The sequence below is a fragment of the Albimonas marina genome (assembly GCF_029223255.1).
Classification (GTDB): domain Bacteria; phylum Pseudomonadota; class Alphaproteobacteria; order Rhodobacterales; family Rhodobacteraceae; genus Albimonas.
In genome coordinates this window covers 130,526-153,231 of the sequence record NZ_JARHUC010000005.1, presented here as the reverse complement: position 1 = coordinate 153,231, position 22,706 = coordinate 130,526, and the positions used below count along the sequence as shown (strand labels likewise).

At 76.5% G+C, this 22,706-nt stretch carries 18 protein-coding genes; 7 read left to right on the top strand and 11 right to left on the bottom strand.

The window, feature by feature from the left end; translation table 11 throughout:
* The first annotated feature begins 43 nt into the window (after window positions 1–43).
* Window positions 44–988 carry a 1-phosphofructokinase family hexose kinase gene (locus tag P2H44_RS15435; RefSeq protein WP_275764777.1) on the top strand — a complete coding sequence of 315 codons (945 nt, stop codon included), beginning with the start codon at window positions 44–46 and terminating at the stop codon, window positions 986–988.
* Window positions 989–1,063: 75 nt separating this feature from the next.
* Here P2H44_RS15435 and P2H44_RS15430 read toward each other — a convergent pair whose 3' ends face one another.
* Window positions 1,064–1,813 carry a tyrosine-protein phosphatase gene (locus P2H44_RS15430; RefSeq protein WP_275764776.1) on the bottom strand — a complete coding sequence of 250 codons (750 nt, stop codon included), beginning with the start codon at window positions 1,811–1,813 and terminating at the stop codon, window positions 1,064–1,066.
* Between the two features lie 331 nt (window positions 1,814–2,144).
* Here P2H44_RS15430 and P2H44_RS15425 point away from each other — a divergent pair, with 331 nt between their 5' ends.
* Genes P2H44_RS15425 through P2H44_RS15415 form a run of 3 tightly spaced genes read left to right on the top strand, consistent with a single transcriptional unit; the run spans window position 2,145 to window position 4,143 of the window.
* Entirely contained in the window at window positions 2,145–3,350 is a 1,206-nt protein-coding gene (locus P2H44_RS15425) for an adenylate/guanylate cyclase domain-containing protein (RefSeq protein ID WP_275764775.1), read from the top strand.
* Complete coding sequence (locus P2H44_RS15420; RefSeq protein WP_275764772.1) at window positions 3,347–3,769, top strand: ATP-binding protein; 423 nt, start codon at window positions 3,347–3,349, stop codon at window positions 3,767–3,769. The genes P2H44_RS15425 and P2H44_RS15420 overlap by 4 nt, the downstream gene beginning before the upstream one ends.
* Window positions 3,770–3,804: 35 nt before the next feature.
* A complete protein-coding gene (locus tag P2H44_RS15415; protein ID WP_275764771.1) occupies window positions 3,805–4,143 on the top strand; it encodes an STAS domain-containing protein in 339 nt (112 codons plus the stop codon).
* A gap of 52 nt (window positions 4,144–4,195) precedes the next feature.
* Here P2H44_RS15415 and P2H44_RS15410 read toward each other — a convergent pair whose 3' ends face one another.
* The 5 genes from P2H44_RS15410 to P2H44_RS15390 form a co-directional block, all read right to left on the bottom strand.
* Window positions 4,196–5,503 (bottom strand): alanine racemase, encoded by a 1,308-nt coding sequence (locus P2H44_RS15410; protein WP_275764770.1) that lies wholly within the window; start codon window positions 5,501–5,503, stop codon window positions 4,196–4,198.
* A complete protein-coding gene (locus P2H44_RS15405) occupies window positions 5,500–6,255 on the bottom strand; it encodes a hypothetical protein (RefSeq protein WP_275764768.1) in 756 nt (251 codons plus the stop codon). Before P2H44_RS15405 ends, P2H44_RS15410 begins: the two co-directional genes overlap by 4 nt.
* Before the next feature lie 102 nt (window positions 6,256–6,357).
* Window positions 6,358–7,389: an ABC transporter substrate-binding protein gene (locus tag P2H44_RS15400; RefSeq protein WP_275764766.1), complete on the bottom strand. Its 1,032-nt coding sequence runs from the start codon at window positions 7,387–7,389 to the stop codon at window positions 6,358–6,360.
* A 3-nt stretch (window positions 7,390–7,392) separates the two neighbouring features.
* Window positions 7,393–9,408: an MFS transporter gene (locus P2H44_RS15395; RefSeq protein ID WP_275764765.1), complete on the bottom strand. Its 2,016-nt coding sequence runs from the start codon at window positions 9,406–9,408 to the stop codon at window positions 7,393–7,395.
* 208 nt (window positions 9,409–9,616) lie between these two features.
* A complete protein-coding gene (locus P2H44_RS15390; RefSeq protein WP_275764764.1) occupies window positions 9,617–10,258 on the bottom strand; it encodes a hypothetical protein in 642 nt (213 codons plus the stop codon).
* A gap of 431 nt (window positions 10,259–10,689) precedes the next feature.
* Here P2H44_RS15390 and P2H44_RS15385 point away from each other — a divergent pair, with 431 nt between their 5' ends.
* The 3 genes from P2H44_RS15385 to P2H44_RS15375 all read left to right on the top strand — a co-directional run bounded on the left by P2H44_RS15385 (window position 10,690) and on the right by P2H44_RS15375 (window position 16,004).
* Entirely contained in the window at window positions 10,690–11,430 is a 741-nt protein-coding gene (locus tag P2H44_RS15385) for a hypothetical protein (protein ID WP_275764763.1), read from the top strand.
* Between the two features lie 251 nt (window positions 11,431–11,681).
* Window positions 11,682–13,868 carry a hypothetical protein gene (locus tag P2H44_RS15380; protein ID WP_275764762.1) on the top strand — a complete coding sequence of 729 codons (2,187 nt, stop codon included), beginning with the start codon at window positions 11,682–11,684 and terminating at the stop codon, window positions 13,866–13,868.
* Between the two features lie 3 nt (window positions 13,869–13,871).
* Window positions 13,872–16,004, top strand: a complete 2,133-nt coding sequence (locus tag P2H44_RS15375) for a SpoIIE family protein phosphatase (protein WP_275764761.1) — start codon at window positions 13,872–13,874, stop codon at window positions 16,002–16,004.
* A 318-nt stretch (window positions 16,005–16,322) separates the two neighbouring features.
* On the opposite strand, the gene P2H44_RS15370 is transcribed toward P2H44_RS15375, so the two are convergent.
* From P2H44_RS15370 to P2H44_RS15350, 5 genes are all read right to left on the bottom strand, one after another.
* A complete protein-coding gene (locus P2H44_RS15370; RefSeq protein WP_275764760.1) occupies window positions 16,323–17,156 on the bottom strand; it encodes an enoyl-CoA hydratase-related protein in 834 nt (277 codons plus the stop codon).
* A 147-nt stretch (window positions 17,157–17,303) separates the two neighbouring features.
* On the bottom strand, window positions 17,304–18,152 hold the full coding sequence (locus P2H44_RS15365; protein ID WP_275764759.1) for an enoyl-CoA hydratase: 849 nt from the start codon (window positions 18,150–18,152) through the stop codon (window positions 17,304–17,306).
* Window positions 18,153–18,234: 82 nt separating this feature from the next.
* Window positions 18,235–19,407 (bottom strand): acyl-CoA dehydrogenase family protein, encoded by a 1,173-nt coding sequence (locus tag P2H44_RS15360; protein WP_275764758.1) that lies wholly within the window; start codon window positions 19,405–19,407, stop codon window positions 18,235–18,237.
* A gap of 11 nt (window positions 19,408–19,418) precedes the next feature.
* On the bottom strand, window positions 19,419–20,642 hold the full coding sequence (locus P2H44_RS15355; protein ID WP_275764757.1) for an acyl-CoA dehydrogenase family protein: 1,224 nt from the start codon (window positions 20,640–20,642) through the stop codon (window positions 19,419–19,421).
* Between the two features lie 465 nt (window positions 20,643–21,107).
* Window positions 21,108–22,400 (bottom strand): NAD(P)/FAD-dependent oxidoreductase, encoded by a 1,293-nt coding sequence (locus P2H44_RS15350; protein ID WP_275764755.1) that lies wholly within the window; start codon window positions 22,398–22,400, stop codon window positions 21,108–21,110.
* Between the last annotated feature and the right edge of the window lie 306 nt (window positions 22,401–22,706).

Sequence of the window (22,706 nt, the reverse complement as noted above, 5' to 3'; positions counted from 1 at the left end):
GCTCCGCTAGGCTCCGCGCCGCAGCCAAGCGAACGGAGCGCGCATGTCCCGCATCCTGACCGTCACCCTGAACCCCGCGCTCGACCTCACCACGGGGGTCGAGCGGCTGGAGGAGGGCCACAAGATGCGGTGCGAGCCGCCGCAGATGGACCCCGGCGGCGGCGGCGCCAACGTCAGCCGCGCGATCCGCAAGCTGGGCGGCGCGTCTGAGGCCTTCATCTGCACCGGCGCCCCCCTCGGCCCCGCCTACCGCCAGCTGTTCGAGGCCGAGGGCCTGCCCGCCGTCTGGCACGACTGCGGCGTCCCCACCCGGCAGAGCATCGCCGTCCACGACCGCGAGAGCGGCGGCCAGTATCGCTTCGTCCTGCCCGGCGAGCCGTGGGGGGAGCCGGTCTGGCAGGGCGCCCTCGCCGCCCTCACCCAGGCGATGCGCCCGGGCGACCTGGTGGTCCTCTCCGGCTCCCAGCCCCCCGGCGTGCCCGAGGACTTCCCCCGCCGCCTCTGCGCGCTGGCCGGGCGCATCGGGGCGCGGGTGATCGTCGACACCTCCGGCCGCCCGCTGGCCGTCGCCGCCCAGCCCAACACCGGCGCCCATGTCCTGCGCATGGACCATTACGAGGGCATGGAGCTGATGGGCTGGACCGAGTTCGGCCCCCCCGAGGCCGAGCGCCTGGCCCGCGAGCTCGTCGACCGGGGCGCGGCCGAGATCGCCATCGTCACCCTCGGCGGCGACGGCGCCTGGGCCGCCACCGCGGACGAGGCCTGGCATTGCGCCCCCCCGAAGGTCGAGGTCCTGTCCTCCACCGGCGCCGGCGACAGCTTCGTGGCGGCGCTGGCCATCGGCCTCTCGGACGGGCGCCCCTTCGTCGAGGCGCTGGCCTTCGCCGTCGCCGCCGCCGCCGACGCGGTCACCACCGCGGGCACCGACCTGTGCACCCTCGACGGAACCCTCGCCAAGCTCGAGCAGGTGACGCGCGAGCGGTTCTGAGCGCCGCCCCCGAAACGCAAACCGCCGCCGCCGGGGCCCCGGCGGCGGCGGTCTCGATGCGTCGGCGGGCGGGCGTCAGGCCGCGGCGGGCTCCACCGCGTCGGTCACGAACACCGCCACCTGGTCCTCGCCGCCCAGCGCCTCGGCCGCGAAGGCGAACATCGAGCCGTAGCGGCGCGCCACCGCGTCGAGCGCGGTCTGCAGGTAATCCGCCTCGACCCGGCGCAGCGCCTCGCGCGCCATCTCCGGCACCGCGCTGACGGTGGAGTTGGCCGGCGGCGCCCACAGGTCGTTGGTGGCGAGGTAGTCGGCCATCACCGCCTCCTCCGCCGCGCCCAGCGTGCCCAGGATCATCGCGCCCGCGAAGCCGGTGCGGTCCTTGCCCGCCGCGCAGTGCCACACGATCGGGCGGCCGCCGCTCTCGTGCGCCAGGCGCAGCAGGTCGTGGAAGACGTCGGCGTTCTCCTCGACGTAATAGCGGTAGGTCTCGCGCATCGCCTCGCGCGCGCTCTCGCGGTCCAGCTTGCCGGCCTCGTGCAGCTCGCGCACGCGGTCGCCGGTCTTGGGCTCGATGGGCAGGGCCACGCGGCGGTCGCGGATCGAGTCCGGCAGCACGTAGGCGTTCGCCGCCGCCTCGTCGCGCCCGCGCAGGTCGATCACCGCGTAGGGGTCCAGCGCCTCCAGCGCCTCCAGGCCCGCGGGGCCGAAGGTGCGGGGCGAGGCGCAGCGGTAGAAGCGCTTCTGGCGCACCCGGCGGCCGTCCGGCAGCTCCAGGCCGCAGAAGGAGCGGAAGTTCGGCGCGTCGGGGTGCAGCAGACTGGCCATGATCGTGTTCCTTTGCTCTTGCCTGCGGAAGGGGCAGGGACCCTGCGGCGCGCCTGCCTGTCGGCAGGGAAGGTTCTAGACCCTTCCGCTCCGCCGCGTCCGGCGACGCGGGGTCGCGGGGCGCAGGGGGGACGGGACGGGAGCGCGGGGCTCCGCGCCGACCCCCACGTCATCGCTCCCCCCGCCGCCCGGCGCAACCCCGCGCCTCGCCGCGCCCCGTCCGCCCCCGCCTCTCCCCCCCGCCCGCCTCTCCCCCGCTCGCCGCTTGCGCCCGCGCCCGGCCGCCCCCTACAGTCCCCCCGACGTGCGTGAGGCGAGGGAGGACCGGCCGGTGACCGCCGAGACCGTGATCCTGTGCGCCGCCCCCTACGCCGCCGAGCCGGCGTGGCTGACCCCCGCCTGCGAATCCGCCCTGCGCGAGGAGATCGCCGCCGCCTTCCCGCCCGAGGCCGCGGTCGCCTACACCTGCCCCTCGGCCGGCCCCGGCCTGATCTTCGCCGAGGCGGCCCTCGCCCGCGGGGCCGAGCTGCACCTGTTCCTGCCCTGCGCGCCCGACGACTTCGCGCAATGGCACGTGGCCCCCGCCGGCCCCGGCCACCTCGCCCGGTTCGAGGCCGTGCGCGCCGCCGCCGCCCGCTTCGAAACCTCGGGGGAGGAGCGCCTGGCCGGCGACGAGATCCAGCTCCGCTTCAACAACCAGGTCCTGCAGGGCCTCGCCCGCCTCCATGCCGAGAACCGGGGCGGCGCCGCCCGCCTGCTGGCCTGCTGGAGCCCCTCGGCCCCGGCCGAGCCCGGCTCCCCCGCCGACTTCATGGACCAGTGGCCCGAGATCGAGCGGCTGTCCCTGATCGACCTGGACGATCCCCGCGGCGACGCCCGCGCGGGCGCGCCGGCGGACATCGACCCCGACCTCGGCGCGCTCGCCTTCGGCGCCAGCCCGCTGGTGGTGCGCGCGATCTTCTTCGCCGACCTCGCCACCTACTCGACCTTGCGCGACGAGCAGGTGCCGCTCCTGTGGGACTTCCTCGCCGAGGTGCAGACCCGCATCGAGGCGCGCGCGACCGCCCCGATCCTGATCAACACCTGGGGCGACGCGGTCCACGCCGCCGCCGAGACCGCCACCGACCTCGCCGGCTACGCGGCCGAGCTGACCGCCGGCGTGGCGGAGCTCGAGCTCGAGCGCTTCGGCCTCGAGGCCCGCCCCCGCTTCCGCGTGGCGCTTCACGCGGGCCCCGTCTACGTCGGCCTGCACCCGCTGACCGGCCGCTCGATGATCTTCGGCCACCACGTGAACCGCGCGGCCCGGATCGAGGCGGTGGCCGCGCCGGGGGAGATCTACGCCTCCCAGCATTTCGTTGCCCTGCTGCGCGCCGAGATGGACGCGGCCGAGCACGAGGCCCGCCTGACCGGGCGCCCCGTGCCGCCCGCCTTCGCGGTCGACTACGTGGGCGAGAAGGAGCTGCCCAAGAAGTTCGGCCGCGAGACGGTCTACCGCGTGCGCCCCCTCGCCCCCGCCCTCGCGGAGGCGCGGCGATGAGCGGGCCCGCCCTGCGCCTGGTCCTGGCCAACGATCTCGCCGAGGTCGGGCGCCTGGCCGAGGCGGTGGAGGCGTTCTGCGAGGCGCAGGACCTGCCGATGGGCGCCGCCCACGCGCTGGCGCTGTCGCTGGACGAGCTTTTGACCAACACCATCGGCTACGGCTATGAGGACGGCGCGACGGGGCGGATCGAGGTCTCGATCACGCTCTCGGACGGGGCGGCGACGGCGGTGGTGCGCGACGACGCCCGCCCCTTCGACCCCACCGGGGCCGAGGCGCCCGACGTGGACGCGGAGCTCGACGACCGCGCCGTGGGGGGGCTGGGCATCCACCTGGTGCAGTCGATGATGGACGAGGTCGCCTACGCGCGCCGCGACGGGATCAACGAGGTGACCCTGGTCAAGCGGCTGGACGGCTAGGCGACGCACGAGACGCAGGAGAGGGGAGAGCGACGGTGGAGATCCAGACGGAGACGGAGGGCGGGGTCGCGGTGATCCGCCCGGTGGGGCGGGTGGACAGCAACTCGGCCCGCGCGCTGGAGGAGGCGCTGCTGCCCCGCTTCGACGGGAGCGAGCCGGTGCTGGTGGACTTCGCCGCGCTCTCCTACATCTCCTCGGCGGGCCTGCGGGTGCTGCTGCTGGGTGCGCGCCGCTCGAAGGCGACCGGCGTGGCGCTGGGCCTGTGCGGGATGAGCGCCCCGGTGCGCGAGGTCTTCGACATCTCCGGCTTCGCCAAGCTGTTCCGCATCTGGCCCGACGCCCCCACCGCGCTGGCCGAGCTCTCCGCCGGCTGACCGGCTCCGCGGCCGACCCTCCGGAGCGGGGCGGTCCCTCGCCCGGCCGTCCTCACCCCCCGACGTAGACCTTGCGCACCGCGGCGCCGATCTGGGCGAGGGGGACGTTGGGGGCGCAGTCCATGGCCTCGGCCAGCGCCTCGACCGGGGCGCGGGCGTCGAGCAGGATCGCCTGCGCGCCGGGGCCGACCGCGCCCTCGGGCGCGTCGGTCGCATCCAGCATCGTGAGGTTCATCGCGACGCCCCCCACCACCGGGGCCGGGACCTCGCCGAAGCGGGGCCGGCCGGCCTGCGCATAGGCCTGCGGCAGCCCGTCGGCGTAGCCCGCCGCCACCGTGGCGATGCGCGAGGGCCGCGCCAGCACCCCCGCGCCGCGATAGCCCAGCCGCCGCCCCGCCGGATGCTCGGTCACCGCGACCACGGGGGCCGCCAGCGAATAGCAGGGCCGCAGCCCCGGCTGGAAGCGCACCGAGGTCTGGGTGCCGACCAGCGCGCTCCCCGCCCGGGCGAGGTCCAGCCGCCACTCCGGCCCCATGAACAGCCCCGAGGAGGCCGAGAGGCTCAGCGCCGCCTTCGGCAGCCGCCCCGCCATCCGCCGCAGCCGCGCCCGCTGCGCGGCGTTGCCCGGATCGTCGGGCAGGTTGTAGGCCGCGAGATGCGTGACCAGCGCCACGACCGAGAGCCCCGCGAGCCCTTCGGTCCCCAGCCGCTCCGCCTCCGTCTCCGACAGTCCCAGCCGTCCCAGCCCGGTGTCGAGCTGCAGCGCCACCTCCATCGCCGCCCCCGTGGCGGCGGCATGGCGGCCGCAGCGCGCGACCTCCTGGGGCGAGACCAGCGCCGGGATCGCCGGCAGCGCCGCGAAGTCCGCCGGCGCGCCGCCTGCCAGCCCCATCAGGCAGAAGACCCGCGCCCCGGGCAGGGCCGCGCGCAGGCGGGCGGCCTCGGCGAGGTCGTTGACCCAGAAATCCCGGCACCCGGCGCCGTCCAGCGCCCGCGCCACCGCGACCAGTCCCAGCCCGTAGGCGTCGGCCTTCAGCACCGCCGAGAGGCCCCCGCCCCCCGCCAGCCGCAGGCACGCCGCCCAGTTCGCCCGGATCGCGTCCAGATCGACCGTCAGCACCGGGCGCATCTCCGGCCGCGCCGCCTCGGCCGGCGGCGCGTCGCCGGATCGGGCCGGCGCCGGACCGAGGCCGCCTTCCCCGCCGCCGGTCCCCGCAGAGGCGCCCTCCGCCCCCGCGGCCTCGCGGGCGTCGACGGGCTTCTCCGTGGAGGGGCCGTGCGAGGACCCATGCCCGAGATCCGGGGGCGCGCCCTCGCTCCCGCCCAGCGCGCGGGCGTCGGGATCCTCGGCTCGGCTCATGGGCGGGCGTACCACAGGTCGCGGCCGCCGTCGGGGCGGCGGCGCCAGCGCAGGCCCAGGCGCCCGGCCTCCAGCGCGGCGCGCTGGGCGGGGGCGTCCTCGGCGGGCAGCCACAGGCCCTCGGCGCCCTCGGGCGGGGGCGCCTCGGCCGCGGTCGCGGCGGGCGTCGCCGCGCGCCGCCACATCAGGTAGCGCAGGTGGCCGCCGTATTTCTCCTCCAGCGCGCGCACCGCGAAGCCGCCGGCCATCAGGTTCGCCCAGCTCCGCGGATTGCCGGGCGCCGCGGTGGCGTAGAGATGCTCGATCCCCAGCCGCGCCCCCTCCGTCACCCGCCATTCGATGAACCGGTCGTGCAGCCCCGCCCCCCAGTCCCCCGGACGCACCCCCGCCCCGGCGAGCTTCGCCAGCCCCTCCGCCGCCGGGATGCCGAGGTAGGGCCGCGCATCCTCCGACGGCGGCAGGTGGAGCTGCAGCACGCCGTAGCCCAGCAGCTCCCCGTCGCGGAAGGCGCCCAGCAGCCGGCCCTCGCCGCCCAGCAGCCGCTCGAAGAACCCCCGGTCCTCGGGCTTCACCAGCTTCGGGTCGCCCACCGCGGCCATGGCCAGCAGATGCACCGCGTAGACGCGGTCCAGGTCCGCGGGTCCCAGCGCGCGGAACGTCGGCGCCGCCGCGGAGGCGCCCTGCGTCGCCCCCGGCCCCGGCGCGTCCTGCGTCGCCGCCTCGCGGCCCCTCTGGTCGCCCGGTGCGCTCATCCCGCGGTCTCTCCTGCATCGGGGGCGATCGAAAGGGCAGGGGGGCGATCCCCGGCCGCCCCCCGCCGGCGCCCGGATCCCCCCGCCCGTATCCCCGCGGCCTCAGCCCGTCAGGACCTCGGCGTAATTCAGCATCTCGATGGGCGGATACAGGTCCAGCGCCTCGGCCACCGGCAGATTGATGATCAGCGAGAACCGCTTCAGCGTCTCGATCGGGATGGTCCCCGGATCCTCCCCGTCGCGCAGCACCCGCGCCGCCTTCGAGGCCGCGAGCTGCCCCACCGAGTAATAGCGCGAGATCAGCCCCACCAGCGCGCCCCCCTTGCGGATCGCGAGCTCCGCCGCCCCGAAGGTCGGCAGCCGCTGGTCCAGCGCCGCCGGCACCACCCGGTCGTACTGGGTGCCGAGGAAGGTGTCCGGCAGCAGGTAGAGCCAGTTGGCCCCCGCCGCCTTGATCTCGGCGATCAGCTCCTCGATCCCGTCGGGCGTGGGGCGGGCGTCGCCGTCGATGCGGAACTGCCGCTCGACCAGGTCGAAGCCCATCTCCCCGCGCAGGCGGCGCAGCTCGTCCACGATGGCGACCGAGTTCTCCTCGGACGCGGTGTAGAGCACGCCCAGGCTCTCGATCGGGCGGTAGGAGTGCATGGCGCGCAGCTGCGTCTCGGGCGGCACGATGTGCACCGCGCCCGTGACGTTGCGCGCCGGCGCCTCGTTGCTCTCGACCAGGCCCGACTTCTCGGGGGCCGAGACCAGGGCGAAGACCACCGGGATGTCGTGGATATGCGCCGCGGGATCGGGGTCGTCGTGGCGCCCCGCGATGCCCAGCGTGACCGAGGTGCCCCAGGTCACCACCAGGTCCGGCTTCTCGGCGCGGATCTCCTCGACGAAGCCGGGGAGCTTGGCGGGGTCGCGGTCGGCGTCGCGCTCGATGAACTCGGCGGCGATGCCGTTGGCGGCGAGGTAGTCGTCGAACCCGTCCTCGACCTCGGTGCGCCCGCGGTAGGTGACGCGGTAAATGCGCCAGGGCCGCGCCTGCGCCCGGCCCGGCCCGGCGGCGCCGGCGGCCAGCAGGCCCGCGGCGCCGCCCAGGAAGGCGCGCCGGCCCAGGCCCGCGGGTGCATCGTTCGCGCTCATCGCTCAGCCCTCCACGCCGTCGGCTTCCAGGTCCCGCGGCCGCAGCGCCAGCGCGGCCAGCCCGAAGGCCAGGGCGCAGGCCATCACCGCGCCCCCCACGATCATCGCCGCGCCCGCGAAGCCGTAAAGCCCCAGCAGCGCCCCCGCGACCGGCGGCCCCAGGGCGTTGCCCGTGCGCTCCACCAGCCGGAAGATGCCGTAGACCGAGCCCTCGGTCACCTCGTGCGCGTGCCGGCGCCCGTAGTCCCCCACCAGGCCCGAGAGCGCGGCGATCGAGATCGCCTGTCCCAGCCCCAGCCCCAGCAGCATCACGGCGATGCGCGCCGGCTCCTGCGCGCCGCCGCCCGCCAGCGCGAAGGCCGAGGCGCCGGCGACCAGCCCGCCCGCCGCCACGAAGCCCGCCCGCGCCTGCCAGCGGTCGGCGAGCTTCGCGCAGGCCGGCACCAGCAGCACCATCACGATGGGATAGATCATCAGCATCCGCCCCGTCGCCGCCTGGGTGGAGCCCAGCGCCTCGAGCTGCAGGGGCACGAGGAAGAAGCAGAAGGCCACCAGGATGATCTTCGCGGGCATCGCGCACAGGAAGAACAGGGCGGCGAGCGAGGGCGAGGCGACAACGCGCCCGAACTCCCGCCAGCGGATCGCCGGTCCGCCCGCGCGCACCGGCCCCGCCTTCGGCATCACCAGCCAGGCCAGCAGCAGCGACAGGCCCGCGAAGAGCCCGGCCACCAGGAAGGTCCCCGGCACGCCCGCCCGGTCCACCAGGATGCCGCCGATGGGCGGCCCGCAGACACCCGCCACCAGGATCGCCGAGATGAACACCGCCATGCCGGAGGAGCGCTGCGCCGGCTCCGTCGCGTCGATCACGTAGCCCTGCGCCCCCACGAACACCATCGCGAAGCCGAACCCCGTCAGCGCCCGCAGCGCCGCGAACACCGCGAGCCCGTCGGCGAAGGCCGAGGCCGCGTACCCCACCAGCCCCACCGCCCCCCCGACGGCGAGCGAGCGCCGCCGCCCGATCCGCTCGGTCACCCCGCCCAGCAGCGGCTGGCAGATCGCGACCACGGCGAGGAAGGCCATCATCGGCAGGGCCGCGACGAAGGCCGGGTCCATCCCCGCCAGCGCGCCCTCGCCCTGCGCGGCCTGCGCCAGCGCGCGGACATGCACGGGCAGGAAGGGGCGGGTCAGCTCCTCGGCCAGCATGAAGACGAAGAGGGGCGCGCGCACCGCCATCACCTTGCCCGCGCCGCCCGCGCCCAGCATCTGGCCCAGGCCGAAGCGGTCCTGCAGCATCTCCAGCGCCTGGCGCGCGGCGCGGTCGCCGCTCTCGACCGCGCGGTCGCGGATCTGGGCGTAGGCCGCGTGCACCCGCTCGATCCGCCCGTCGAGCGCCCGGGCCAGCGCCCCGAACTCGCCCCGCGCCTCCACCGGCTGGTGGCTGCGCAGGTCCCCGCGGGAGATGTTGTGCAGCCGCCGCTCGACCCCCTCGATGGCGGCGTAGAGCCCGTCGCCGAAGCCCACGTAGATCAGCTCAAGCGCCACCACCGCGGTCACGAACATGACGATGGCGAGGTCGATCCACAGCGTCGAGACCACCTCCCGCGCAAAGGCGGGATCGAGCCCCACGGTCACCGTGTAGGCCGGCGCGTCCGGCCCCGCCCGCGGCACCGGGCGCGAGACGAGATCGCCGCCCGAGGTCTGCTCCTCGCCCTCGGCGAAGACGATCCGCAGCGGCGCGCCGTCCGGTCCCTCGAGCGCGATCCACGCCACGTCGTCGTTGGCCGCCACGAGGCGCGCGAAGTGCTCGTCGAGCCCGTGCAGCTTCTCCGCCGGGATGCCCAGCGCCAGCGCCTTGCCGATCAGGGCGGCGCTCGAGTCCGCCAGCGTGACGGCCTTGCGCTCGATCTCGGGCGAGAGCACGGCCTCCGCCCGGCGCACCGTCTCGAAGGAGATCGCGACCAGCGCCACCATCAGCGCCGCCAGCAGCGCGGCCGAGAGACGGACCCGAAGGCTCCTCATCGCGCCCCGCTCCCCCCAGCGCTGCTCAAGGCCGCGCCGCTCCCCGCCGCGCCCGCTCCGGCGTCCGGCGCCGCGCGCCCCGCTCCCCACGTCCCGCGCATCGCTCCCCCGTCTCCCCGGTTCCCGTCCTGCGTCGCCGCGGCGCCGGTCCCCCGGCGCCGGCCGTCCCCGTCCTGCGCCTCGTCCCGCCCCTCGCGGCCTGAGGCCCTCACCGCCGCGCGCCCGGGCGCAGGCCGGCCATCTCGTTCTCCGCCTGGGCGATCATGTCCGCGTGCTCGGCGTCGCTGGCGCGGCGGGCCTTGGCGCGCAGGCGGCTGAGCAGGGCGAGCGCCAGCAGGCAGCCGGTCAGCACCGCGCCCGCGCCCGCGGGCGCCGCGCCCCACAGCACGTCGCGGCGCAGCTCGGCCACGGTCGCGTCCATCGCGGCGTCGTCGAGGCGCACCAGCACCTCCCCCGCCGGCTGGCCCAGCGCGCCGATCACCGGCTGCGCCTGGCGGAAGGCGGGGTCCTCGCCCTCCGGCGGCTCGGTCTCGCCCACGCGGGTCGCGGCGCTCGAGAACAGGATGCGCCCGTCGGGGGCGGTCACGTCGATCGACAGGATCAGCGGGTCGGTCGCGGCCTGGCGGGCCAGCAGCTCGGCCAGCGTGCGCTGCTCGCTCAGCCGGATGCCGAAGCCCTGGGCGGCGGTGGCGTCGGCGGCGATGTCGGTGGCGATCATGTCGGCGCGGGCGCGCACCAGGTCGAGATAGGCGGTGCGCACGCCCGAGAAATTCAGGTAGGCCGCCAGCGCCATGGCGAAGCCGATGATGGCGGCGAAGACGGGAAGGGTGCGGGCTGCGAGCCGAATCATCGGGGGGTCCGCCGGGAGCAGGCGTTGCGACAGGGCCGGAACGGCTTGAAAACGCTACCACGCCGCTTCCCCAGCGCACAGGCCCCACCCCGCCCCGCCGCCCGGAAATGCACTCCCCCTCACGGCCCGCGCCCCCCCGGCGGCTCGCGCGACGGTCGCTGCCGCAGGCGCCGCGTCGACCGTCGCGCGGGCCCCGGCGTTCCGCCCGCGGCGCGAGGCGCCCGCCGCGCCCGGCCCGGCCGCCGCCCGGGGGCCGGCGCCGCGCCCCGCGCCCCGCCGCCCGGCCTCCCCCCGCGCCCGGGAAATCCCCGCCCCTCCCGCCGCTTCCGCGATTTCGGCGGGTGACAGGCCCCGGGGCGCGGGCTAGCGTGACGCGGTTCCGTCCCGCCCGCCCATTCCCGCGTCCCCCGTCGCCCGAGACCCCCCGCCCGATGGCCCCCAGCTCCCGGATCCTCCTGGCCCTGGCGGGCGTCACGGCCGCCGCGCTGGCGCTCGCCGCGGCGCTGGTCTTCGGCGGGCTGGACCGGCTGGGCCTGCGCTCGGCCGAGGCGAACATGGACTTCCTCCTCGCCCAGCTCGGCGGCTCGATCGAGGCGAACGTGGGCCTCGGCCTCGCGCTGCCGGACGTGCGCGTCGCCCAGGGCCTGGTCGAGCAGGCCAAGGCCGCCGACGACCGGGTGCTGGCGGTCGAGGTCTTCTCCCCCGCCGGCGTCTCGCTGTTCAACACCGACCGCGGCGCGGTCGGCGAGGCGGTGCCCGAGGCCTGGCGGCGCGCCGTCGCCTACCGCCTGGTCGACGACCGCTGGCGGGTCGAGGAGCTGGGCGCCATCGTGGTGGGCGAGGCGCTGCGCAACGATTTCGACGAGCCGGTGGGCTACGTCGCCGCCACCATCTCCGACGCCGCCCGCGCCCGCCATGCCGAGGGGCTGGCCGCGGTGCTCGCCGCCCGCGCCGCCTGGGCCGCGCCGCTGGCGCTGGCCCTGGCGCTGGCCGCCGTGGCCTGGGCCCTTTCCCGCACCACCCGCGACCTGCGCCGCCTGATCGAGGGGCTGACCGGCGCCGTCGAGCCCGCCCCCGGCTCCGCCGCCGCCCGCGTGCGCGCCGCCGCCGATCGCGCCGTGCGCGACCACGACCGCGCCGCGGCCGAGGTCCTCGCGGCCGACGAGGCCTGAGCGCGCATGGCCCGACCCGCGCCCCGTCCGGTCCACGCCCCCTGTCGGACCTCCGCCCGCGACCGGGCGCCCGTCCGAAACCTGCCCCTCGCCCGCCGCCCGGCCGCCGCCCTCCGCAAGTCCCTCGCCAGCGGCCCGGCCGTGGCATTCAACCAGGACCCCATCCGCCAACCGTTCCTCGCCTGCGGCCCGGTCTTCGACTTCCTCCCGTCTCCCTCCCGCCGCCCGGCCCGCGCCGGCGAGGCGCGCGCATGAGCCGGCCCGCCCTCCTCTCCGGGCGCGCGGCGCGCGGGCGGGTCTGGGGGCCGGCGCTCGTGGTGGCGCTGGCGGTCGCGCTCGCGGTGGGGCTGGCGGGGCGGCTGATGCTGGGGGCGGGGCTCGCCTACTCCGTCCCCGCGCTCGCGGATTCCACCCGGGCCGGCGCCGTCGCGGTGGGCCAGGCCGTGGCCGGCCAGTTCGCCCGCGCCCTCGACCTCGGCATCCCGCTCGCGCGGCTGCCCGACGTCGCCCCCTATCTCGAGCGCATCGCCCGCGACGCCCCCCAGGTGCAGGCGCTGGCGCTGCTCGACGCCGACGGCCGCCCCCTCGCCGCCACCGCCGAGCGGGTGGAGGGCGAGCGCATCGCCATCTCCGGCGCCGCCGGCGAGGCGACCCTGGTGGTCGCCGCCGCCTCGCCCCTGCTCGACGAGGCGATGGCGCGCCTGCGCGCGGCGCTGACGCTGACCGCGCTGCTCGCCGGCGCCGCGGCGGGGGCGGTGACGGCGGGGTTCCTCGGCCTCGCCCAGGCGCCCGCCCGCCGCCGCCTGCGCCGCGCGGTCGAGCGCGCCGCCGAAGGCGATTTCGCGCAGGCCCCGCCCCCCGGCGCCCGCGGCCGCTTCGCCGAGGCCGCCGAGGCGCTGGGCGCCCAGGTCGAGCGGGTGCAGGCCGCGCGCCTGCGCCTGATGGAGGCCGCCGCCACCATCCGCGCCATCGACTTCGACGGCAGCCTCGGCCGGCGGATCGAGCCGGTGCTCGCCGCCGTCGCCGCCCGCTGGACCCTGCCCGCGACGGAGGAGGAGGAGCTCGACCCCCGCCGCGCCCTCGCCTCGCCGGGCGCCGCCGTGCCGGGCTCCGCCGCTCCGGCCGTCTCATCTCCCGCCGAGCCGTCGCTCCCCTCGCCCGAGCCGGCCCAGCCCCAATCCGCTCAACCCCGCCCCGCGCCGATGCCCTCCGCGCTGCTGGCCGCCACGCCGGCCGCCGCGGCCTCGGTGGTCTCGGCGAGCCTCGCCGAGCCGCACGCCGACGATCCGGCCGCGTCCCGCCCGCCCGTGCGCGAAGCCGCGGCCCCCGGTCCCGCAGCGCTTGGGCCGCGGCCGTCCGAGACCGCCCCCCCCGCGTTCGACCCCGCCGCCGACGCCGGCGCCTGTCGGCTGGCGCTGACGCTGGCGATCTGGACGGGGGCGGCGCCGCTGGTCGCGAACTTCGCGCTCGACCGCGGGTCCGAGTGGGCCTCGCCCGCCTGGCAACCGGCGGTCCCCCTGCTGATCGAGCTCGCGGCCCTGCTGCTCGGCGCCCTCGCCGGGCGGGGCGCGGCGGGCCGGGTCGCGCTGCTGCGCGCGCTGGCGCTGGCGCTGACCGGCGCCTGCCTCGCCGCCACCTACTGGTGCCGCTCGTGGGAGCTCTTCGCGGCGCTGCGCCTCGGCGCGGGCCTCGGCGCGGGGTTCGCGGGCGCGGCGCTGGCCAAGGCCTTCGCGCCCGCCGCCTCGCCGCGCGCGGTGCGGGCCCTGCTGATCTTCGCGGCGCTCGTCGCAGGCCCCCTGCTGGGCGGCCTGCTGGGCGAGGCGGTCGGTCGCCGCGCCGCCTTCCTCGCCCTCGGCCTCGCGGCGCTGCTGGCGACGCCGGCGCTGGCCGCGGGCGCCCCCTCCGCCCGCCTGGCTCCCGCCCGGCACGCGCCCGAGCCGCCGGCGACGCGCGCGCTGGCGGCGATGGCGGCGGCGGCGGCCGCCGCCGCGGCGCTGGTCGCGCTGCCGCTGGGGGCGGGCTACGACGACTATCTCTCGGGAGGCGGCCTCGCGGCCGCGATCGGCCTCGCGGCCCTCCTCGCCCCGCGCCTGCCGACCGCCGCCGGCGCCGTGGCGCTGGGCCTCGCGGGGCTCGCGCAGCTCGTCGCGGCGCCGCCCGCCATGCTCGCGGCCGACCTCCCCGCGGCGCTCGCCTCCCCCGCGGCGAGCCTCGCCGCGCTCCTCCTCGCCAGCCTCGCCATGGGCGCGGCGCTGGGCGCGGCGGCGCCGGCGCGGGGCGGGCGCGGCGGGCTCGCCGCGCTTGCGCTGGGGGCGGCCGCGGGCCTCGCCGCCGCCGGCCTCGCCCGGGCGCTCGCGGCGCCGATGGGCGCGCCCACGCTGGTCTTCGCCGCCCTCGCCCTACTTGCGGCCCTGCTCCTGCGCCGGCGGGAGGGCTGAGCCATGCTTCTCTCCACCCGCATCGCCATCATCGTCAGCCTCGCCTTCGCGCTCGCCTTCGGCGCCCTCGTCGCCATCGGCCTGCAGCGCGAGTCCCTCGCCATCCAGCCCCACACCCGCGTCGCCATCGCCGGCGAGGCCGCGCTGTGGCGCAAGATCGTCGAGCTCGAGACCCTGCGCCTGTCGGAGCTGCGCGAGGCCATCGCCGGCGACGCCGCGGTGCAGGAGGCCGCCGCCGCCGCCGACCTCCCCCGCCTGCGCCGTCTCGGCTCGGTCCTGATGCGCGCGCGGCTGATGGCGGACGAGGTCTCCGACCTCCAGATCCTCGACGCCCAGGGGCGGGTGATCTACGCCTCCGCCGCCCAGGCCGAGCCGCCGCCGCTGCTCGACGTCGCCACCATCGGCGCGATCCTGAACGGGCGCCCGCTGGGGGGCGTGCGCCAGATCGCGCCGGGGGCGTTCCGGGTGATCTCGGCGGCCGAGTTCGGGGCCTGGAACGGCGCCCCCGCGGTGATCGCGGTGGGGGTGAACGCCGCCCGCCCCCTGCAGGACTTCGCCCAGGCCATGCAGGCCGAGGGCTACCTGCTCTCCACCCGCGGCCGCCTGGTCGAGGGCACCGACCCCCGCCTGTGGCGCGCGCTGGGCGTCGAGCTGCCCCAGCGCCAGGGCGTGGTGCGCCAGGCGCCGCTCGACGACCGGCTCTACTCGGTCACCGCCATTCCCATCGCCGACATCTCCTCGGGCACGGCGGGGCTGCTGGTGGCGGTGCAGGACGCCACCGACAGCCTGCGCGCGCTGGGCCGGCTGACGGCCGCGACGCTGGTGGTGATGGCGGCGGTGGCGCTGGCGACGGTGGGGGGGCTGTGGCTCTATCTCCGGGTCAGCTTCGCGCCCCTGCAACGCGCGGTCGGCACGCTCGGCGCGCTGGCGCGCGGGGACATGACCGCCCGCCTGCCGGCCGGGGGCGACGACGAGATCGGCCAGATCGCCTCCGCCGTCGCCCGCCTGCGCGGCAGCCTGCGCGCGCTCGACGACGCCCGCCGCCAGCGCGAGCTGCAGCGCCGCCGCCAGGAGCGCTTCGTGCGCCGCCAGATGGAGGCGCTGGCCGAGACGCTGGAGCCCGGCGCGCGCGAGGAGGTGCTCGCCGACCTCCGCCGCATCGTCGCCGCCACCCGCGGCGGCGCGCCCGCAAGCCCGACGCCGGTGCAGGCCTCGCCCGCCCCCGAGCCCGCCGCGCCCGAGGCCCCCGCCGACCCGATGGCCCGCCTGATCCGCGAGGACGACCAGCTCGGCCCCATCGCCGCGGTCCTCCAGCAGATGTCGGGCCGGGTGGTCGACCAGCACCGCCGCCTGTCGGAACTCGTCGCCCGCCTGCGCGAGGCGCTGGTGCGCGAGACCCGCCTCGCCTCCCTCCAGCAGGAGCTGGCGATCGCGCGCGACCTCCAGCACTCGGTCCTGCCCGCGGACATGGCCCACCGGCCGGGCTACGCGGTGAAGGGGGTGATGGAGTCGGCGCAGGAGGTCGGCGGCGACTTCTACGACTTCTTCGAGCGGCCCGACGGCCGGCTGGTCTTCGTGATCGCCGACGTCTCGGGCAAGGGCGTGCCGGCGGCCTTCTTCATGGCGATCTCGCGCACCCTGCTGAAGGCCATCGCTCTCTTCGAGCCCGACCCCGCGCAATGCGTGCGCCAGCTCAACGACCTGCTCGCCGTCGACAACGACCGCATGATGTTCGTGACGCTGGTCTTCGGCATCTTCGACCCCGCCACCGGCCGGGCCGAGATCGTCAACGCGGGCCACCTGCCGCCGGTGCGCCTCGGTCCCGCCGGCGCGGTCCTCGTGCCCTCCACCGGCGACATGGCCGTGGCGGTGGCCGACGGGCTGGAGTTCACCACGCTCGCCCTCGACCTCGCCCCGGGCGAGAGCCTCGTCCTCTACACCGACGGCGTGACCGAGGCCTTCGACGCCGGCGGCGACCAGTTCGGCGAGGACCGCCTGGTCGAACGCCTCGCGCCGCTGGGCGGGCAGAACCCCGAGGCGGTGGCGGCGGCGATGCTGGAGACGGTGAAGAGCTTCGAGGAAGGCGTGGAGCAGTCGGACGACATCACGCTGCTGATCGTGCGGCGCGCGGGCTGAGACGGGGGGCCTCCGAGGCGGGGCTCGTCGGCTGGCCGCTGCGCGGGGGCGCTTGCGCGCCCGGAAGGACGCTTCGGGAGCTCACCAAAGAACAGGGGCCGCGCCTGTCCTTCGGATCCGTCCGTCGCTGGTGATGCCTGAGCGAGTCGACGGGAGGGGTCAAGGACAAGCCCCGCTTGCGCGGGGTCGCTTCGCGATCCCTGACCCCTCCCGCCGACTCGCTCTTAACGGCATCAGCGACGGACGGCTCCGAAGAACAGGCGCTTCGCGCGGGCCTGCGGGCGTCGCGCGGGGGCGCCTGGTGCTGCGGCGGCGGGCTCAGATGTCGGGGTCGAAGGGCTTGTCGCGCTCGCGCACCAGGGAGGCGACGCTGGCGCCGTCGCGGCGGAAGCGGGAGAGATAGGCGCGGCTCGCCTCCGAGGCGAAGGCCAGCGCCTGGATCTCGGTTCCCGCCCGCAGGCCCGCGCGCATCCCCATCGCCTCCATCTGCCGGTGCACGGCGCGCTTGTTGAACTGCTGGATCTGCGGGGGCACCAGGGCGGCGCGCTCGGCGAAGGCCAGCGTCGTCTCCTCCAGCGCCTCGAGCGGGAAGGCGCGGGTGGCGTAGCCGTCCGACACCGCCTCGAGCCCCGAGATCGAGTCGCCCGTCAGGTACATCTCCATCGCCCGCCGCATCCCGTGCAGCCAGGGGTGGAACTGCATGTCCGGCGGCGACATCAGCCGCGTCGGCGGGTAGCCGATCTGCGCGTCCTCGGCCACGTAGACCACGTCGCAGGCGGCCGCGAGCTCGGACCCGCCCGCCAGGCAATGGCCGTGCACCTGGGCGATCACGGGCTTGGCCAGGTCCCAGACCCGGAACCAGCCCTCGACCACGTGGCGCGCCCAGTCGTTGCCGCCCGCGGCCGTGTGATAGGGCCGCCCTTGCGTGTTGTCCGCCGACAGGTCGTAGCCCGCCGAGAAGCTGGGGCCCGCGCCGCGGATCACGGTGACGTGGACGTCCGGGTCGAGGTCGGCGCGCTCCAGCTCCTCGAAGATCCGGCCGCGCAGCTCGTTGGACAGGGCGTTGCGCTTCTCGGGGCGGTTGAGGGTCAGGCGGCGGACCTTCGGGCGGGGATCGTCGACGAGAAGGACGTCGGGGCCGGAGACGGGCATGGCGGGGCCTTTCGCTGGAGAGGAGGAGGGCGGTCGCGGGGCGCGCCGGGGCGCGGCGCGCGCGCAGGCGGGCCCAGGGGGCGAGGCTTGGCGGCCAAAGCCGCCGCCAAGCTGCGAGGCGCGGCGGTCGGAACCGCCGCGGCGGCGCTACTTCGCCTTGGCTTCCCGGCGGATGATCTCGGCGCCCTTGGGGTCGACCAGCATGCCGTGGACGATCTGGTTGTGGGCGTGGCCCATCTGGTGGAGGCTCATCGCCGCCGCCTGCACGGTCTGGAAGCCCTGCGCGTCCTGCGCCTGGTTCATCGCCTGCTTGGCGAGCCGCAGGCCGAAGGCTGGCCGCTGGGCGATGCGCTCGGCCAGCGCCAGCGTCTCCGCCTCCAGCGCGTCGCGGGCGACGACCTTGTTGACGAAGCCCATCCGCTCGGCCTCGGCGGCGGAGAAGGCGGCGCCGGTGAACAGCATCTCCTTCGCCTTGCGGATGCCGAAGTCCCAGGGGTGGGAGAACCACTCGACCCCGTTCACCCCGAAGGCGACGCTGGGGTCGGAGAACTGCGCGTCCTCGCTCGCCACCACCAGGTCGCACACCGCGACCAGCATCAGCCCCCCGGCGATGGCCTTGCCCTGCACCTGCGCGATGGTGGGTTTCGGCAGATCCCGCCAGCGGCGGCAGAAGCCGAGGTAGATCTCCTCCTCCCGCGCCTGGCGGCCGGCGACGCCGGGCTCCTCCGCGGCGGCGCCGCCCCAGGAGGTGACGGGGGTGAAGCGGGTCATGTCCCGGGCGCCGCTCAGGTCGTGGCCCGAGGAGAAATGCGGATCGTCCCCCGCGAGGATGATCACCTTCACCGCCGGGTCGTGGGCGGCGGCGTCGAAGGCCGCGTCCAGCTCGTAGAGCAGCGTCTCGTTCTGGGCGTTGCGCATCTCGGGGCGGGCGAGGGTGATGCGGGCCACGCCCGTCGCCGGGGTCTCGTAGCGGATCGTCTCGTAGGCGTCGGTCATCGCGAGGGTCCTTCGGGGCGCGAGGAAGCCGCGGGCCGCCGCGATGGGCGGCCCGCGCGTCAGGCTCGGGGGAAGGGGCGGATCAGCCCGCGGCCATGCCCGCGGCGAGCGCCGCCGAGGCGGGGGCCGTGGCGCCCGCCGCGATCAGCCGGCGCAGGTGCCATTCGCCGTCGCCGAACTGCGCCTCGGTCACCGAGAGGCGCTTGTAGAAGTGGCTCGCCGCCAGCTCGTCGGTCATGCCCATGCCGCCGTGCAGCTGCACCGCCTGCCCGCCGATGAAGCGCGAGGCGCGGGCGCATTGCACCTTCGCCCGCCACACCGCCAGATGCGCGTCGGCCCGGCCCTCGTCCACCGCGGTCAGGGCGGAATGGACGGCGGCGCGGGTCTCCTCGCACAGGATGTTCATGTCGACGAGCCGGTGCTGGATCACCTGGAACTCCGACAGGGCGCGCCCGAACTGCTTGCGCTGCTTGAGGTAGTCGAGCGTGGTGGCCGTGGCCGCATGCATCGCCCCCACCGCCTCGGCGCAGGCCGCGAGCGTGCCGCGGTCGAGCAGGGCGTCGATGGCCGCCAGCCGGTCGGTCTCCGCCCCGCCCAGCAGGGCGTCCGCGCCCAGCGACACGCCCTCGAACGTCGCCGCCGCGCCCTTGCGCCCGTCCATGGCCGGCGAGGCGTTCAGCGACACGCCCTCGGCCTTGCCCGGAACCAGGAACAGGCCCACGGGGCCCGAGGCGTCGCCGATCCGGGCCGAGACCACCAGCAGGTCCGCCGCATGGGCGCCGATGGCGAAGGTCTTGGCGCCGGTCAGCGAGAAGCCCTCGCCCGAGCGGGAGGCCACCGCCTCGACATGGTCGCGCGCGAAGCCCGAGGCGGGCTCGGCGTGCAGGAAGGCCATCAGGCAGGCGCCCTCGGCGATCTTCCCAAGGGTCTCCTGCTGGGCGGGCGTGCCCATCTGCGCCAGCGCGCCGGCGCCCAGCACCAGGGTGGGGAGCAGCGGCTCGACCGCCAGGTGCTTGCCGGCGGTGGCCAGCAGGATCGACAGCTCCGTCAGCCCGCCGTCGGAGCCGCCGGCGTCCTCGGGCATCGCCAGGCCCAGCCAGCCCATCTCGGCGTAGGTCTTCCATTCCTCGCGGCCGAACCCGTCCTCGGTCTCGCGGGTCAGTTTCTTGGAATGTTCGGGGCCGTAGCGGTCCTTGAACCAGGCCTCGGCGGACTCGGACAGGAGCTGGCGCTCCTCGGTGGAGAATGCGGTCATGGTCCCCTCCCTCAGAGCCCCAGGGTGCCCTTGGCGATGATGTTGCGCTGGATCTCGGAGCTGCCCCCGTAGATCGTGGCGGCCCGGCGGTGCAGGTGCTCGGCCAGGATCCCGGCCATCTCGGCGGGGCCCATCAGCTCGCCGTTCCAGCCCGCCACCAGCGCGTCGGCCTGGTAGGCGAGGCCGTGGCGCGCGAGCGCGTCGGTCATGCACTGCAGGATCGCCTGCTGAAGCTCCGAGCCGCGGATCTTCAGCGCCGCGGCCCCGATCAGGCTGGGCTGGTCGGCGGCCGACTGGTGGGCGGCGTGCTGGTCGGCGACCAGCGCCTCGAGCGTCGCGTACTGCACCTCCAGCTCCGCTACGCGGCGCTGGAACTCGGGGGAGTCGGACAGGGGCCGGCCCCCCTCCATCGTCTGGGCCAGAACGCCCTTGAGCTGGTCGAGGTAGCGCACCATCGAGCCCAGTTCGGCCACGCCCACCCGCTCGTTCGCCAGCAGGAACTTGGCGTAGTCCCAGCCCTTGTTCTCCTCGCCGATCAGGTTCTCGGCGGGCACCCGGACGTTGTCGAAGAACACCTCGTTGACGTGGTGGCCCATGTCGAGCGTGATGATCGGGCGCACGGTGATGCCGGGCGTCTTCATGTCGATCAGCAGGAAGCTGATGCCCTTCTGGGGCTTCGCGTCGGGGTCGGTGCGCACCAGGCAGAAGCACCAGTCGGCCCAGTGGGCGAGCGTGGTCCAGATCTTCTGGCCGGTCACCATGTAGTGCTCGCCCGCGTCGTCCACGCCCTTCACGGCGCGGGTGCGGAGCGACGCCAGATCCGACCCCGAGCCCGGCTCGGAATAGCCCTGGCACCACCAGGTGGTGTTCTTCACGATCCCGGGCAGGTGCCGGGCCTTCTGCTCGGGCGTGCCGAAGGTGTAGATGACGGGCCCGACCATGGTGACGCCGAAGGGCACCAGCCAGGGCGCGCCGGCGCGCCCGGTCTCCTCGCGGAAGATCGCGGCCTCCTCGGCGGACCAGCCCAGGCCCCCGGCCTCCTTGGGCCAGTTGCCCGCCAGCCAGCCCTTCTCGCCCAGCGCCTGGAGCCAGCCGTTATACTCGTCCTTGGTCAGGTGCTGGCCCAGGTCGAGCTTGCGGCGAAGCTCGGGCCCGATGTTGGCGGCGCAGAAATCGCGAACCTCCTGCCGGAAGGACTCCAGCGAGGGGTCGCGGGCGAGGGCGTTGATGAACATGAGCCTCCTCCCGAGGGGCTGTCCCGTCCCAGCGGCTTCTGCGTCCGGGGATCGGGGGCGCCGCGCGCGGGAGATTCGCCCGCGGCGCGTTGCTGACTAACCAACCGGTTAAATCGGGACGGCCCCGCAGGCAAGGTTTCGATGGCGGCGGACGGGCGCCGCGTCGGGCCTCGCGCCCGCGGGGGCCGCCCGCCCGCGGCGCAGGGCCGGCGTCGGCGCGGGCGGGCAGGGGGCGGATCGGCGGGCGGGGCGCGGCAAGGGCGCCCGGGGTCCCGGGCGCGGGCGTCCCGCGCAAGGCGCCCGGCGGGGCATCGTCGTGGAAGCGGAGGCCCCCGCCCCTCCCCGGCGCGGGCGCCCCGACCGGGCCCGGAGCCCCTCGCCCCAGGCGCCATGGCCCGCCGTGCGCCGCGGGCGGGGCCTGCCCACGGGCGCGACGGCCGACGCGGCGCCTCCGCGGCCGGCGGCTCAGATCCCCAGCCGGTCCATCAGCCTGTACTTCTGGATCGTCGCCCAGATGCCGATGCCGCGCAGGCCGTGGAAGGGGATCGGGCGCAGCGGCGTGACCGGGGCGTCCAGCGCCTCGGCCGGCTTGCCGCCCGCCCATTCCGCCAGCACCCGGCCCATGGCCGTGGTCAGCGCCACGCCGCGGCCGTTGAACCCGCCCGAGCTCAGCACGTTCGGCGCCAGCAGGTGCAGGTGGGGGAAGTGGTCGAGCGTCATCGCGACCGAGCCGCCCCACGCATAGGGCCAGGCGAAATCCGCGAGATCCGGGATCATCCGGCAGGCGATGGCGCGCAGCGCCGCCTGGTCCCCGCCCACCCGCGCGTCGTCGAAGCGCCCCCGCCCCCCGATCACGAACCGCCCCTCCGGCGACAGCCGGAAATAGGTGGTCAGCCGCTGGGTGTCCGAGGCGTGGTGACCCTTCGGCATCAGCGTGTCGCGCAGGTTGCGCGGCAGCACCTCGGTCGCGACCTGGACCGAGCGCACCGGCACCACCGAGCGGCGCAGCGGATCGTGCACCCCGTCGCCGTAGCCGTTCAGGCACACCAGCGCCCGCCGGCCCGTGGCCGAGCCCGCGGCGGTGCGCACCACCACGCGCTCGCCCTGGGGCTCGATCGCCGTCGCCCGGCTGCGCGCGAAGATCCGCGCCCCCGCCGCCTCGGCCGCCGCCGCCAGCCCCAGCGCCAGCTTCAGCGGCTGCACCGTGCCCCCGGTCTCATGCACCACGCCGCCGGCATAGGCGTCGAAGCCCAGCAGCTCGGCGATCTCGTCGCGCCCGATGGCGCGCACGGGGCGGTCCAGCGCCTGCCACTGGCGCGCCCGCTCGCGCAGCGGCCCCAGCCCGGCGGCGTTCAGCGCCGTCTGCACGAAGCCGCCGCGCTGCGGATCGCAGTCGATCCCCAGCCGCTCGACCAGCGCGAAGAGATAATCCGCGTCGTCGCCGGCCAGCCGCACGAAGCGCCCGCCCATATCCTCGCCGAAGCGCGCGACCACCGCCTCGGGGTCCTCCTTCAGTCCGGGGTTCACCTGCCCGCCGTTGCGCCCCGAGGCGCCCCAGCCCGGCGTCATCGCCTCCAGCACCACGACCGAGAGCCCCGCCTCCGCCGCATGCAGCGCCGCCGAGAGGCCCGAGAACCCGCCCCCCACGACGACCACGTCCGCCTCCACCTCGCCCTCCAGCGCGGGCCGTTCGGGCGGGGTCGGCGCCGTGGCGGTCCACAGCGAGTTGGCGATGGCGGGATGTTCGTCGTGGATCATGGAAGGGGTCTCGGGACGGGAGGGGAGGGTGAGAGGTCGACGGAAACGGACGGGCGGGACGATGCGCCCGGGCGCCGGGGCAGGGCGGGCGCCCGGAAGACGAAGGACCGGGCGGGAGGCGGTCGCGCCCGCCCGGCGGAGGCGGATCCGGTCCTCTCCCCCCGGGGCCGGCGTCCGCCGCCCCCGCGCCGGAGGCGGAAGCCCCCGGAGGCGGAGGCGGACGAGTCGATGCCGGAGGGGGGCCGCCCCGGCGCCGATCCGGCCGGACCCGCAGCGGCGCCCGCCCGGCCCCTGCGCTGGTCCGGC